The 13,743-nt window shown below is 66.0% G+C and carries 10 protein-coding genes and 1 pseudogene; 5 read left to right on the plus strand and 6 right to left on the minus strand.

Going from position 1 to position 13,743, the window contains the following annotated elements; all coding sequences use genetic code 11:
- Nucleotides 1–13 precede the first annotated feature (13 nt).
- The 5 genes from ACH2A7_RS00780 to ACH2A7_RS00800 all read left to right on the plus strand — a co-directional run bounded on the left by ACH2A7_RS00780 (nucleotide 14) and on the right by ACH2A7_RS00800 (nucleotide 9,563).
- Complete coding sequence (locus ACH2A7_RS00780) at nucleotides 14–4,828, plus strand: hypothetical protein (RefSeq protein WP_394959076.1); 4,815 nt, start codon at nucleotides 14–16, stop codon at nucleotides 4,826–4,828.
- Nucleotides 4,829–5,201: 373 nt separating this feature from the next.
- Entirely contained in the window at nucleotides 5,202–6,191 is a 990-nt protein-coding gene (locus ACH2A7_RS00785; RefSeq protein WP_394959078.1) for a PLP-dependent cysteine synthase family protein, read from the plus strand.
- A 220-nt stretch (nucleotides 6,192–6,411) separates the two neighbouring features.
- Nucleotides 6,412–7,605, plus strand: a complete 1,194-nt coding sequence (locus tag ACH2A7_RS00790) for an ROK family transcriptional regulator (protein WP_394959080.1) — start codon at nucleotides 6,412–6,414, stop codon at nucleotides 7,603–7,605.
- 46 nt (nucleotides 7,606–7,651) lie between these two features.
- Entirely contained in the window at nucleotides 7,652–8,467 is an 816-nt protein-coding gene (locus ACH2A7_RS00795) for a sugar phosphate isomerase/epimerase family protein (protein WP_394959082.1), read from the plus strand.
- A gap of 106 nt (nucleotides 8,468–8,573) precedes the next feature.
- A complete protein-coding gene (locus tag ACH2A7_RS00800) occupies nucleotides 8,574–9,563 on the plus strand; it encodes a Gfo/Idh/MocA family protein (protein WP_394959310.1) in 990 nt (329 codons plus the stop codon).
- A 131-nt stretch (nucleotides 9,564–9,694) separates the two neighbouring features.
- On the opposite strand, the gene ACH2A7_RS00805 is transcribed toward ACH2A7_RS00800, so the two are convergent.
- The 6 genes and pseudogenes from ACH2A7_RS00805 to ACH2A7_RS00830 all read right to left on the minus strand — a co-directional run bounded on the left by ACH2A7_RS00805 (nucleotide 9,695) and on the right by ACH2A7_RS00830 (nucleotide 13,580).
- Nucleotides 9,695–10,111, minus strand: coding sequence for an arsenate reductase ArsC (locus tag ACH2A7_RS00805; protein ID WP_394959084.1), 417 nt, complete (start codon nucleotides 10,109–10,111; stop codon nucleotides 9,695–9,697).
- Complete coding sequence (locus ACH2A7_RS00810) at nucleotides 10,108–10,437, minus strand: thioredoxin family protein (protein ID WP_394959086.1); 330 nt, start codon at nucleotides 10,435–10,437, stop codon at nucleotides 10,108–10,110. Before ACH2A7_RS00810 ends, ACH2A7_RS00805 begins: the two co-directional genes overlap by 4 nt.
- Nucleotides 10,438–10,455: 18 nt before the next feature.
- Nucleotides 10,456–11,417 (minus strand): annotated as a pseudogene (locus ACH2A7_RS00815) (permease).
- A 104-nt stretch (nucleotides 11,418–11,521) separates the two neighbouring features.
- Complete coding sequence (locus ACH2A7_RS00820; protein WP_394959088.1) at nucleotides 11,522–11,848, minus strand: ArsR/SmtB family transcription factor; 327 nt, start codon at nucleotides 11,846–11,848, stop codon at nucleotides 11,522–11,524.
- A 65-nt stretch (nucleotides 11,849–11,913) separates the two neighbouring features.
- Nucleotides 11,914–12,714 carry a YdcF family protein gene (locus tag ACH2A7_RS00825; RefSeq protein WP_394959090.1) on the minus strand — a complete coding sequence of 267 codons (801 nt, stop codon included), beginning with the start codon at nucleotides 12,712–12,714 and terminating at the stop codon, nucleotides 11,914–11,916.
- On the minus strand, nucleotides 12,711–13,580 hold the full coding sequence (locus tag ACH2A7_RS00830) for a MurR/RpiR family transcriptional regulator (RefSeq protein ID WP_394959092.1): 870 nt from the start codon (nucleotides 13,578–13,580) through the stop codon (nucleotides 12,711–12,713). Before ACH2A7_RS00830 ends, ACH2A7_RS00825 begins: the two co-directional genes overlap by 4 nt.
- Nucleotides 13,581–13,743 lie beyond the last annotated feature (163 nt).

Genomic DNA, 13,743 nt, shown 5'->3' on the forward strand with positions numbered 1-13,743 from the left:
GAGGACTTGTTTGATGAAGATCCCGTTTTTCGGGGCGCTACGGCGTGCTGCCGCCGGCGCCCTGTGTTTGAGCCTGCTGTTCACGGCTCTTGCCCCCGCGGCCCCGGTGTGGGCGGCGGGTGACGGCACGCTGGCCGTGTCCGAAGCGGCTTCGGCCGAGGACGAAGCGCCGGAAAGCGACACTGCCCCTGTGCAGGTCGTCGCGCCCGCGGATGGTGAAGCTCGAGGAGACGCCGCTGCATCCGCAAAACCCGCCGGTGAGTCGGAGGGCAGCGCGCCGGAAAGCGGCACCACCCCCGGGCAGCCCGCCGCGCCCGCGGATGGTGAAGTTTCGGAAGACCCCACTGCCCCCGCACAGGCGGACAACAAGGCGGCGGAGGACAGCGCCGCCCCTGTACAGCCCGCCGCGCCCGCGAACAGCGGGGCAGCGGACGCCTCTGCCCCCGAAGCCCTGGCCGCCGGGGGCGAACTGCTGCTGGTGGCAAGCGACTCGGCTTCCTCGCTGGAGGGCACGCAGCTGCGTGACGGCGAGACGCTGGAAGGGGCTGCCTCTGCACTCCACCTGACCCTCTGCCGGGGCGACACGAATCACCCCCTGCTGTTTGACGAGGCAGAGTTCACGCTGGTGAAGCCCGGCACCGACGAGCCGGTGCCCGCGGACGCCTTCTACCGCTATGCCGGCGGCGACTGGGGCGCCTACGCCCAGTTCTTTTTCAGCACCACCTCCACCGACGCCGGCTACGGCCCGCTGCAGGACTACTTCGCGGCCCTGGCCCCCGATTTCGGGGTGGACGTACTGGCCACGGTGAAGGCCACCGGCGAAACTCTGCGTGCGCACATCGCCTACAGCTGGACCCTTTCGCACGACAGCTACACCTCTGAGTTTCCCGCCTGGATCGAGCGCACCGGCGAGGACACCTTTACCGCCTCGGTGCGCGTGAGCCTGTCTGACTACGCCAACGGCCTCACAGCCCGGCTGGACTGGCTGGGCGAAAACTTCCGCCTGGAGGGCGGTCTGGCCAAACTGTTCACCCTGGATTCTGTGGAAAAAGGCGTGCTGAACTTCAGCGCAAAGCCCGGCGCCGACCCTTCGCAGGGTGAAGCCGTGGACGGCACGCTGGCCTTTACCCGCAAGACAGACGGGCTCGAGGATTCCATTCCCCTGCGCTACACCCCCGCCCCCTTCAGCCGTGATCTGTGCTGGGCCGTCGTGGAGAACGGAAAGATCTCCGATCCCGAGCAGCTTGACCTGCGGGTGGGGCAGAGCGGCAGCGTGGAACTGCGGCTCTACGACACCCTGAACCCCACCGCCGCCGACACGCCGCTGGCCATCAGCGAGGAGCTGTTCCAGTCCATTCAGAAAAACTCCACCCTGAGCGACGGCCTAAAGCTGGAACAGGGCGAGGACGGCGCGAGCCTGCGGCTGGTGTACGACCTCACCGCCGCGGACGTGAAGGCGGATCCCTACCGGATTTGTGTGCAGTTGGACGGGATCTGGGCATACCTGGGTATCAAGGTGGACAACTCCGCCTGGGTGCTGGCCCAGGGCAGCCTGCTGCCCTGGCCCTCCGGCTCCAACCTCCAGCAGGCTGGCTTCACCCGGACGGAATTCAATCCCTACCAGCCCCTTTCCCTAAACAGCCTGCTGGAACAATACGCGGTGGTGCCCTTAAAAGACGGCAAGCCTGCCGCCAGCCGGGCGGAACTGGAAGCCTTCGGCCTGACGCTGGAGGGCGCCGCCTCCGACCGCATCGAGGCCATGGCCATCCCCTACCGTGAAGACGCCGCCTCGTCCTGGCAGACCGTCTGGGCCTGGGTCATCCGGCCGGTGCAACAGCAGAGTGAAGAACGCACGCTCTCCCTCAGGGCCGGCGGCGGGGCGCTGGCGAGCATTCCGGTGAAGATCAGCGGTTTTGAGCGGCTTTCCTTCACCCCTGCGGGGGACGGGCCCACCATTCTGGGCGGTCAGGAGGTCATCCAGCGCACCGCGTCCGACGTCGCCCAGCGGGGCGCGGTCTACCAGGTGGGCAACCAAAGCGGCCCGCTGGTACTCACCGCCGCGCCCCAGGTCAGCGGCCCCGCCGCCGGCAATGTAAGTATCATCTGGGAGGCGGGCCTGTCCGCCTTCCGGCTGGACTACACCGGCCGTCAGGTGCCGGGGGACGCCACCATCACCGTGCAGACGGAAAAGGGCAGCGCCAGCATGGTCATCCGCTTCGCCGCCTTTGGCTCCTCCGCCACCTACTACTCCAACGGCACGGACTCCATGTGGCGACCCTACAATGAGACCATCGGCTTCACCGAAGATCTGGCGGCCCTGTCGTCCTCTGTTTCCACCAGCCGCACCACGGCGGACAGCTTTGAGCTGTACCTGTTCAGCTCCCAGTACATCGGCAAGGAAAACGGGATGGACACCGGTCTTGTGCGCCATTCCAGCTTTGCCACCGAGCTGGTCAAAAGCGTCACCTTCGCCAGTTCCGACGAGGATATTTTGAAGATCGCGGGGCAGATCGGCTCCACCACCGAAAAGGACCCGGTGATGGACGGCAACGGCTACACGAACCCCGAGGGCAAATGCTTCGGCATCCGTCTTGTGCCCGGCGGCAAGGCCGGCAGCTGCGACATCACCGCCACGGTGGAGTTGTACATCCCCAGCCTTAACGACCCCTTCGGGGCCAGCACCACCTATTACAATCCCGAAACGGTGACCATCGGCCTGACCTTCGAAGTCAGCGAGTCCGGCGGGTTTGAGACGGTGAACGCCAGCCCCGACACGCTGGAAAGCGTGCTGGACGGGCTCGGCCTCTCCCCCCAGCCCACGGTGGTGCTGCTGGCGCCGGGCGAATACCCCATGGACCTGAACATCCAGGGCAAGAACGTCATCCTGCGCAGCGCCGACGCCAATGACCCCGCGACCTTTACCGGGAAGCCGGGAGCCGAGGGCGGTTATATCCTCACCGTCAGCGCCGCCTCTGCGGAGATGGCGCTGGAAAACATCGCGGTGGACGGCGGCGGCAAGCGGGGCGGCATCGCGCCCGGCGAATACACCGGCGGGACGAGCTATCCGCTGAACATCCGGAGCTGCGCCGTGCGAAACTGCACCACCGGTGTGGCCGGCGGCACCGTCAACGGCGGCGCCATCATCGGCTGCGACGTGGGCGCGATGGGCGGGCCGCTGCGGAACGTCACCCTTAGCGGCAACAAGATCGCGGTAATCGCTTCGCCCCAGTGGAACAACGATTTTTCCTTAAGCATCCGCTTTTGCAGCTTCATTGGCAACGGGCTGGATGTGGACATCCGCACCCCGGTGCTGGGGCCCGCCTCCTTCACGCTGGATCTGCCCCAGAACCACTGGGACGGCAATTCCATCCTGAAATACGCGGTGCACAACAGCACCGGCACGGCCGCGCTGGACAAACCGGTGACGGTCTACACCTCTCCCTACTATGTGGATGCGGCCCGCACGGCCTTGAGCGTGGACGCGGCCACCGCCCAGACCACCGGCGGCGCGCTGCTGCTGCCGCTGGAAAAGAGCGAGAGCGGTGATGGCAGCCTGCTGGTGAACGCCGCGGGCTTCGCCGCCATCCAGGCGGCGGGCCTTGCCGCCAGCTTCCCCATCGTGGACGTCGAGGCGCGTCCCATCGCCACCTGGGAATTCGCCCGGGTGACCGATCCCTCCATCGACACCGACCTGAATGTGAGCGACACCCTCTCGGACAAAGCACAGCAGGCGGTGGACGCTCTGCCCGAAAGCGAGCAGGTCAAGGTGGTACAGGAGGTGAACCTGAGCCACAACGGCGCACTGCCCGGCCGGGCCACCCTGTCCATCAAGGCCACCGAGCTGCCCGCGGGCGGCGTGGACGAGCTGTATCTTTACTGGGTAAAGCCGGACGGGACCATCGTGCCCGCGGAAGTGGTGGAGGTGCGCTATGACGCCGCCACCGGCTGCTATGTCATCACCGTGGATCACTGCTCGGAGTACATCATCACCAGCGGCACGCTGACGGCCGTGAGCGTCAGCCCCACCCCGGCCCCCACCGCCGGCCCGGAGGCATCGCCCGCGCCCACCGCGGCGCCCACAGCTTCTCCCCTGCCCTCTGCCGTGCCGGGCGCAAACTCCGCGCCCGCCCAGAGCCAGCTCTACAGCGCCCAGAAGGTGATGGACGCCTTCAAGGCCCAGCCCCGGGATGTGACGCTGGACGTGACCGTCCGTTCTGACGTGAGCCAGACGGCTTTCTCGCTGCTGCTCCAGCGCCCCGGCACCTCCCTGCGGCTGCAGGGCGACGGGTACGCCTGGGTGTTTGCGGCGGACGATCTTCTCTTCACCGAGCTGCCCGGCGGCGTGTTTGACGCCTCGGTGACGCTGGCGGTGGCGGACAGCCAGGCCGCCCGCATTGAGCAGACGGCGGCCGGCCAGCCCTGGTTCGGGCTGGACACCGGCTTTTCCGGCCAGCTGCCCGGCCCCGCCCGGCTGGAACTCAAACTGAGCGCGGCGGAGTTTGCTGGCATGACCTGCGGCCTGTACTGGCTGCCGGAGGAGGACGACGCCCAGCGCATCGCCACCGTGGATGTGGCTTCCGACGGCACGGTCTCGCTGCCGCTGGATCACTGTTCGGTGTACTTCCTGGTGGCGGAGGAGCCGGCGGCTGCCTCTCCCGCCCCCGCCGCCACCCCGGAGCCGGCGCCCGCCCCGTCGGAGACTCCCGCTGCCGCCGTGTCCTCCGGCTTCTTTGGGGCCGGGCCGCTGCTGTGGTGCCTTGCCGGCGCCGCCGTACTGGCCGCCGCCGGCGTACTGCTGCGGTCGGTGTTTCGCCGGCGCGGGCGGTAATAAACCGAACCGCCCTTGACAACGCGGTTTGACAATGGTATAGTATCGGAAAGGTGATTTTTATGAGTCTTGTTTATCTGCTTTCCATCAAGGAGAACATCTGTTGTTGTCGCTGTTGAGGGACGGCTGCTTTCGCGCTTTGGGCCACCGGGCTTGAAGGCGCGGCGGGCAGACGGCCCTGCTGGTGCTGTCTGCTGCCTCCTTCAACCGCGGCCCGTTGTGAAAAGCAGGGCGATGCATCGTTGCTTCGCCGCTTTTGGCAGGACCCTTTTGCAAGGCTGTGTGCGCAGGCACACAGCCTTTTTTGTTTGCCCGCGTCACCCATCCCCCCCCAGGGACTCTTCCATCAAACAAAAACAAAAGGAGAATTGCCATGAAATCCTATGAATCTCTTTCCGGAAACACCCCGCTCATCCGCATCGACTACCGGCTGGACGGCCGCCCCGGCGCCGTGTACGCAAAACTGGAGAGTTTCAACCTCTCCGGCAGTATCAAGGACCGGGTGGCCGCCCGCATCATCGCCCGGGCCGAGGAGGCGGGCACGCTGGCGCCGGGTCAGCCCATTGTGGAGGTGACCAGCGGCAACACCGGCATCGCCTTTGCCGCGCTGGGCGCGCTCACCGGCCACCCGGTGCACATCTTCATGCCCGACCGCATGAGCCGCGAACGGCGGCAGCTGCTGGAGATGTACGGCGCGCAGCTGCACCTGGTGAGCGACGCCGAGGGCGGCTTCCAGGGCGCGCTGCGCCAGGCGCAGGACGCCGCCGCGCAGCTGGGGGCGTTCCGGCCTTTGCAGTTTGACAATGTGGAGAACGTGCTGGCCCACTACCACACCACCGGCGCCGAGATCCTGGCCGCGCTGCCCGACGTGGGGGCCTTTCTGGCCGGGGTGGGCACCGGCGGCACCCTGATGGGGGTGGCCCGCCGCCTCAAGCCCCGGGGCGCCTTCATCGCCGCGCTGGAGCCCTCCGCCGCCCCGCTGCTGAGCGGCGGCTCCGTCACCGGACCCCACAAGATCGAGGGCATCGGCGACGATTTCATCCCCTCCATCGTGGACCGGCGGCTCATCGACACGGTGGTGGTGATGAACGACGACGACGCGGTGCTCATGGCCGCCCGCCTGGCGAAGGAGCTGGGTCTCGGTGTGGGCATCTCCTCGGGGGCAAACCTGCTGGGCGCCATCCGCCTTGCGCAGCAGGGCCACGGGCCGGTGGCCACCGTCTTTGCCGACGACAACAAAAAGTACCTTACCACCGCGCTGGCCGCTCCCGCACCGGCACAGGATCTCTTCCTCTCCTCCCGTGTGGAACTGCTGGGCTGGCAGCGCGCGGATGCCGCGCCCTTGATCTCCCGGGCGGTTTGAGCTGTCTTTTCGCCGCTCCGGTGGTTATTTGGCGATCGGAGCGGCTTTTCTTGTCCATTTTCACAATGCGGGGATACATCTGCACGACAAAACTGCCAAAGATTTCCACCAGACCTTGTAGTTCTTTGGGGAGTATGTTAAAATTACCATTGAATTAGTAAAGTGGCCGAACAAATTTTTCAGGCTTCGATCCATTCCACAAAGAGAGGCGGAGATCGGTTTGATCACGCAGCAAATGATCCGCACCGAAAACCTGTGCAAGATCTATCACCTCATCAACAACAACGCCAATATCTCCCGCGCCCGGCTTGCCGGGATCACGAACCTGAGCAAAACCACCGTCTCCAGCCTTGTGGACGAACTGATCCGCGGCGGTTATGTGGTGGATTGCGGCACAGAGGCCCGGGCGCATCAGGGCCGGCGGCCCAACGCCCTGCAGGTGGACGGCGATTCCAACGTGGTGGCGGTGATCAGCTGGCGGCGCGCCCGGCTGGATCTGGCGCTGGTCTCGTCCGACGGGCGGGTCGCCTTTCGGGACCGGCTGCCGCTGAACGAGCAGTCGGACGGAACAGACCGGGTGGCGGATGCCTTCTTCCGGCGGCTGCTGCCCGCTGCGGGCGGCGCGCGGGTGATGGGGGTGTGCATCATCATCCCCGGCATTGTGAACGAGGAGCAGCGGAGCATTTATTCCACCGTCATCGGCGTGGATCCCGGCGACCCGGTGATTGAGCGGCTGAGCGAGGCGCTTGCCCGGTATCCGGTGTGTTTTTTGAACGACACCGCCTGTTTTGCCTATGCCGAGCGCACCTTCACCCCGGTAAAAGACCGTTTTTTTGCCTATGTGAATGTGTCCAAAGGAGTGGGCGCCTGCCTTTTCGCCGACGGCAAAATGCTGCGGGGCGCGGGGGCGATGGCCACCCAGTTCGGACACTATTCCATCGACCGGAACGGCCCGGTGTGCGACTGCGGCAACCGCGGCTGTCTGGAGTGCCTGGTGGGCGAGAACGCCTTGGGCCGGCGGGCGGCCGAGCGCGGATTGGACGTGTCCGGCGTGAACGGCCCCCGGCTGCTGTTCGGCGACGTGGCGGCCATGGCCGACGCGGGCGACGAGAACGCCCGGGCGCTGATCGGCGATCTGGGGCGGGATCTGGCCTATGGGATCTCCAACCTTATCGCCCTGTTCAATCCCTCGCTGGTGGTGGTGGGCGGCACCGGCGTCAACCTCGGTCCCCTTTTTTTGGATGAAATCCGCCGCGCGCTGGCCTCTATGGGCTTTCCCGAATTCGTGCGCCAGGTGCGGGTGGAGTACTCCCGGCTGGGTCTGGACGCCGAACTCACCGGCGCGGCCCAATACTACATCGACACCCATTACGATTTTTCCGGCAACACACAGCGGCGGCTGTTTTTGCGCTGAACAGCGCGGCGGCGCCGCAAAATGCAGATGAAAGGCGGTTCAGATCATGGACAAACGGATCATTGCGGTCAACTCCAACTGCTACCACGGCTACCCCATTGCCGCTGCGCTGGAGGGCATCGCCGCGGCGGGCTTTCACTATGTGGAACTGACGGCCACAAAGGGCTGGACGGAGCATGTGTTCCCCGACCAGAGTTTCGCCACACTGTGCGCGGTACAGGACAAGCTGAAGGAACTGGATCTCATCCCCTTCGCCATGAGCGGCCACTGCAACCTGATGGACGCCGCCCGCCTGCCGGACTTTGTGATGAATATGCGGCTGGCCCGTTTCTTCGGGTGTGATTACATCGTCTCCTCCATCGGCGAGGCCCATCTGGCGGACAATGCCAAAGCGGGCAACGAACTGCTGGCCCAAAACATCCGGGGGCTTGTGCCCAAGCTGGAGGAATACGGTCTGACCCTGGTGCTGGAACTGCACGGCGAGCACGCCACCGGCACCATCATGAAGGAGATCGTGGACCTGGTGGGCAGCGACCGGGTGAAGATCAACTACGACACCGCCAACTGCGTGTTCTATGGGAATGTGGATGCCGCCGACGATGTGGACACCTGCATGGGCGACATCGCCTACCTGCATCTGAAGGACAAGGCGGGCGCCCGCAACGCCTGGGACTTCCCCGCCCTGGGCAAGGGGTATGTGGATTTTCCCACCATCTTCGCCAAACTGGAGGCCGCCCACAACAACGCGCCCTTCAGCGTGGAGATCGAGTTCACCCAGGCGGGACCCAAGGATCTGGACGAGATCAACGCCGCCGTGCGGGATTCCGCCGACTACCTGAAGGCCCACGGGTTCGTGCTGTAACAGCGTTTTTCCCGCCCTTGCCGCCGGCGGGCGGCAAGGGCATTCTTCCCGCTCTTTGCGGGGCGGGCAAAGCAAACGACGAAGAGGAGGATCCGTCTTGGTTAATGTGGCGATCGTAGGCGCCGGGTTCATGGGCAAGACCCACCTGGCCGCCTATCAGGCAATGAAGAACGTCAAGGTCACCGCGGTGTGCGATCTGGGCGAGGCGGCCGGGCGTGCCCTGGCCGAAGCGGCCGGCTGCCCCTGGTACGCCGACGGCGAGGCCATGCTGGCCGGCGCCCCGGTGGATGTGGTGGATATCTGCCTGCCCACCTTTCTCCACGAGCAGTATGTGCTGCTGGCCGCGCGGAACAAAAAGCATGTGATCTGTGAAAAGCCGGTGACCCTCTCCATGGAGTCGCTGGACCGGATGCTGGCCACCGTCTTTGAGGCGGGGGTGCAGTTCGCCGTGGGGCAGGCGGTGCGCTTTTGGCCGGAGTATGTCAAGGCCAAGGAACTGTACGACGCCGGTGAGCTGGGTACTGTGAAGTATGCCCGGGCCAGCCGCCTGTCGGTGCATCCCCAGTGGAGCGAGTGGTACCGCCGCCCCGAGAACAGCGGCGGCGGCCTGTTCGATCTGCATCTGCACGATGTGGATTACCTTTGCTTTCTGTTCGGCAAGGTGAAACAGGTGTACGCCGTGGGCCAAAAAAACGATGTGGGCTGCTGGAACCATGTGGCCAGTTCCCTCACCTTTGAAAACGGCGTGCAGGCCACCGCCGAGGGGATCATTGAGATGCCCAAGGGGTTCCCCTTCACCATGGAACTGAACGTGGTGGGCGACGCGAAGGCCGTGAGCTACCGGATGCGCGCCGGCGCGAACCTGGAGGATGTGGCCTCCGCCGTGCGGGAGACCTGGCTGTACGGCGGCGATGCTCCCGAACTGCTGGACATCGACCCCTACGACGCCTACCAGCGAGAACTGGAGGACTTCATCGGCCACATGGAGGCGGGTACACCCATCACCTCCATCACGCCGCAGGATATCCGGCATGTGCTGTCGGTCATCCTGGCGATCCGCACCTCGCTGGAAAGCGGACGGACGGTCGAACTCTGAGCGTTCTTTTGCGGCGCCTGTGTTCTTTTCCCTGTTTATCCCACAGCCCCCGGCCCACGGGCCGGGGGCTGTGCTGTACAAAAAACCGGCGCGTTCACCCGCCTGCCGCGGGCCGAACGCGCCGGTCCTTTTTATCGCTGTATCTCCCCCTGGCGCAGCCGCCGGCGCAGGTCCAGCACGCGGGCCTCGATGGCGTCGATCACCGCGTGAAAGGCTTCGTCGCCCCGGCCGGTGGGGTCCTCCAGGCCCCAGTCCTCCCGGAAAGCGCAGGGCAGCGCCGGGCACTGCACATTGCAGCCCATGGTCACCACCACGTCCACCGGCGGCAGCGCCTCCAGCGTCTTGCTGCGCTGGGTCGCCTCCATATCGATCCCGTACCGCTGCTTCATCAGCCGCACCGCGTCGGCGTTGATGCGCGGCCTCGCCTGGGTGCCGGCGGAAAAGCTCTCGAACACGTCCGCCGCCAGGCGGCGGCCCAGCGCCTCGGCGATCTGGCTGCGGCAGGCGTTGTGCACACAGACAAAGGCCACCTTCGGTTTTGTGCTCATGCCTTTTTCTCCGCGGCCAGCAGCGCCTTCGCCTCGTCCTTGCTCAGCACCCGCCCGCTGCACAGCACCCTTCCGTCCACCAGCAGGGCCGGGATGCTCATTACCCCCAGCGCCGCGATCTGGGCAAAATCCGTCACATGGCCCACCGAGTCTTGCCGGCCCAGTTCCGCCAGCGCGGCGCGCACCGACGCCTCCAGCGCGTTGCACTTTGCGCAACCGCCCCCCAGCACGAAGATGCCGCGGCTGGTGTCCTGTGCGGCACAGCCGCCGCTGCAGCCGCACCCGCAGGCTGCCTTTTCTTCCTTTTTCTTACCAAACAGTCCCATCGTCCGTTCCTCCTTTTTTTACAGTAAAAATGCGCCGATGCCGTTGAACAGATAGCCCACGACCGTGATGCCCGCCACGCAGACCGCCACGAACAGCGCCAGCAGCGGCGGGCGCACCGCCTTGCGCAGCATGATGAGGGAGGGCAGCGACAGGGTGGTGACCGCCATCATGAACGCCAGCACCGTGCCCAGCTGCGCGCCCTTTGCCAGCAGCGCCTCCGCCACCGGGATGGTGCCGAAGATGTCGGCGTACATGGGCACGCCCACCAGCACCGCCAGCAGCACCCCGAAGGGATTGCGGCCACCCAGCAGCGTCTGCACCCATCCGGAGGGGATCCAGTTGTGGATGACCGCCCCCACGCCCACGCCCAGCAGGATGTAGGGGAACACCTTTTTCAGCGTGTCGGTCATCTGGGCGCGGGCGTAGGCCAGCCGGTCCCGCACTGTCAGGTCCGGCAGCGAGACGTCCACGCCGCCCGCCGCCAGGATGAACGGCTCCACATACCGCTCCATGCCCAATTTTTGAATGAGGGCGCCGCCGGCCACGGCCACCACCAGTCCCAGCGCCACATAGAGCACCGCCACCCGCGCGCCAAAAACGCTGGTCAGCAGCACCAGGCTGCCCAGACCCACCATGGGCGAGGAGATGAGGAAGGAGAAGGTGACCCCCACCGGCAGCCCCGCCCCGGTAAAGCCCATGAACAGCGGGATGGACGAGCAGGAGCAGAAGGGCGTCACCGTGCCCAGCAGCGCCGCCGCCACGTTGCCCAAAGGCCCCGGAACCGCCCCAGGATGCGCTTGGAGCGCTCCGGCGGGAAATAACTCTGGATATAAGAAATGCCGAAGATCAGCACGCACAGCAGCACCGTGATCTTGATGGTGTCGTACAAAAAGAACTGCACGCTCGCCCCCACACGGCCCGCCGTGTCCACCCCCAGGGCGCCCAGTCCCGCGCCGACGACCTCGTTCAGCCACTGCATCCCCAGCACCTGCTGCTGGAACCACTGCCACAAATTCAAATCAACACCTGCTTTCCTGTTGTTACATCAAATATTTTTGATGTTTCGTCGGCAAAAAAGCGCCGTCACACCGACGGCGTTTTTTTGCAGGTACACCCGCCGCTTTGGGGGGCGTCGTCGGGCGCGGTGAGCCGCTCCAGCAGCTCCAGCGCCCGCCGCCGCCCCGCTTCGCTCAGGCGGTAGTGGGTCCATTTGCCCTCCTGCCGGCTCTGCACAAGGCCGGATTCGCAGAGGATCTTCATGTGATAAGACAGCCCCGACTGGGTCAGGTCCAGCGGCTCCTGCAGCACACAGGCGCACTTTTCCCCGCCTCGCAGCTGCGCCAGGATGGCCAGCCGCTTCTCGTCGCACAAAGCGCGAAAGACCTTGGCTTCCTGCCGGTAATCCTCCATCCCCTCACCTCATATCAAAAATATTTGATGCATTGACCACAGTATACACCCTGCCGGCGGGTTTGTCAACAGGGTGTGCGGGGCGGCTGGGGACGCAGCAGGCGGGCGTAGCGCGCCGACAGCCGCTGCCAGGCGGCCTCCACCTCCGCCGGCAGGTCAACATGGGCGATGAAGCCCCGGCCCCGGGGGCCGTAGCCCTGTTCGTCATCCCGCAGGCGGGGGATCTCGCTGAGGAGAAGGCTCATGTAGTGCTCCGGCTGCCACAGGCCCCAGATGCGGTTGGGCGCAAAGGCCAGGCCGCTCTCCCCCGCTTCCAGCCTTGCCCGATAGGCGGCGAAGTGGACAAAGCGGGTGGCGTCTTTCGGCCACCAGCGGTCCAGCGTGGCGCCGATCCGCCGCTGCAGGGTGGAATCGTGGAGCACAATGGCCGTGGCGGGCAGGGCGTTTTTCTCCTGCAAAATGCGCAGGGCAAAGCGCACGTTCTCGCCGCAGTTGGCGGAGGCGCGCTCCACCAGCACGTCCGCGTCGGGGATGGAAAAGGCGCTTTGCAGGTATTCCTTCATGCACTCCCCCTCGGTGGCACTGTGGCCGGCGGGCAGCGCGCTCTCGAACCGCTCCAGGAAGGCGGCGGTGGTGTGCCCCACCCCGCCGATGGTCATCACCCGCCGGGCGAGGCCCTGCTGCCACAGCCGCCCGGCCAGCCGGCAGCCCTCGGGCAGGCTGCCGCCGAACAGCAGCACCATGTCCGCCCGGGGAGCGCCCAGCGCCTGTTGCAGCGTGGCGGCGTCCAGCCGGGGCACGTCCCGCCGGGCCAGAAAGTCCGCCAGGGTGTTGAAGTCCCGGGCGTCCCGGGTCAGATCGTTCACGGCGCGTTCTCCTCCTCCCGGTAGACCTTGCGGCTGACCATCCGGTTGACCCCCTCCAGCGTGTCGGAGAAGCGGTCGAAGTCCTGCAGCATGACGCCCATATACAGGCTGTCCACGATGACCAGCTGGGAGATACGGGAGAACATGGTCTCGGTGTAGAAGGCCGTCTCCACGTCGCCGGTGAGCAGGGCGATGTCCGCGTGGCGCAGAATCTCCGCCCCCCGGAAGTTGGTGATGGCGATGGTGGCGGCGCCTCTGGCGCGGGCGATGGCCAGGGCGTCCACCGTGTCCCGCGTGGCGCCGGAGTGGGAGATGCCCACCGCCACGTCCCCCGCCCCCAGGGCCGAGGCGCAGATCTGCTGGAGGTGGCTGTCCGGATAGGCGCGGCAGGCAAGGCCGATGCGCAGCAGTTTGACCACCATGTCCTGCGCCACGGCGGCGGAGTTGCCCACGCCGTAGATGTCGATGAGGCGGGCCGCCGCCAACGCCCGCACCGCCTTTTCGTAGCTGCGGGTGTCCAGCGTGCGGCGGGTGTCCTCCAGCGCTTTGAGCGCCAGCGACACCATCTTGCCCGGCACGGTGTCCAGCCGGTCCCCCGGCTGAACGTGCACGTCCAGCAGCCGGTCCGGCCTCAGGTGCGACGCATCCCGGGCCAGGGCCAGCTTCAACGCGCTGAAGCCGGCAAAGCCCGCCGCCTCCGCGAAGCGGGCCACGGTGGGCTCACTGACCCCCGCTGCCGCGGCCAGCTGGGCCATGGTCATCTCCGGCACCCTGTTCGGGAAACGCAGCACCCAGTCCGCCACCTTGCGCTCCGAGGCGCGCAGCTGCGCGTAGTTCTTTTTGATCCTGCCGACGCTCTCCTGCATGACGCGCCCTCCCCTGCTGTTTCTGCCTTATATTATACCCTGCCCGCCAGCGGGCCGCAAGAGATTTGTAGTAAAACTACATATTTACATTGACAATGTAGTGCACTTGTGCTATGCTGGAACCAGTGAAAGGAGATGTGCGGCCCCGCCCCTGGAAGGCCAA

It is taken from the genome of Candidatus Allofournierella merdavium, assembly GCF_944382735.1.
Lineage (GTDB): Bacteria > Bacillota > Clostridia > Oscillospirales > Ruminococcaceae > Allofournierella_A > Allofournierella_A merdavium.

What these genes read in the sequence shown, in the direction of transcription:
- ACH2A7_RS00805 (WP_394959084.1), bottom strand. Translation starts at nt 10,111, where the DNA reads ATGAGCACAAAACCGAAGGTGGCCTTTGTCTGTGTGCACAACGCCTGC.
- ACH2A7_RS00785 (WP_394959078.1), top strand. Translation starts at nt 5,202, where the DNA reads ATGAAATCCTATGAATCTCTTTCCGGAAACACCCCGCTCATCCGCATC.
- ACH2A7_RS00810 (WP_394959086.1), bottom strand. Translation starts at nt 10,437, where the DNA reads ATGGGACTGTTTGGTAAGAAAAAGGAAGAAAAGGCAGCCTGCGGGTGC.
- ACH2A7_RS00820 (WP_394959088.1), bottom strand. Translation starts at nt 11,848, where the DNA reads ATGGAGGATTACCGGCAGGAAGCCAAGGTCTTTCGCGCTTTGTGCGAC.
- ACH2A7_RS00795 (WP_394959082.1), top strand. Translation starts at nt 7,652, where the DNA reads ATGGACAAACGGATCATTGCGGTCAACTCCAACTGCTACCACGGCTAC.
- ACH2A7_RS00780 (WP_394959076.1), top strand. Translation starts at nt 14, where the DNA reads ATGAAGATCCCGTTTTTCGGGGCGCTACGGCGTGCTGCCGCCGGCGCC.
- ACH2A7_RS00830 (WP_394959092.1), bottom strand. Translation starts at nt 13,580, where the DNA reads ATGCAGGAGAGCGTCGGCAGGATCAAAAAGAACTACGCGCAGCTGCGC.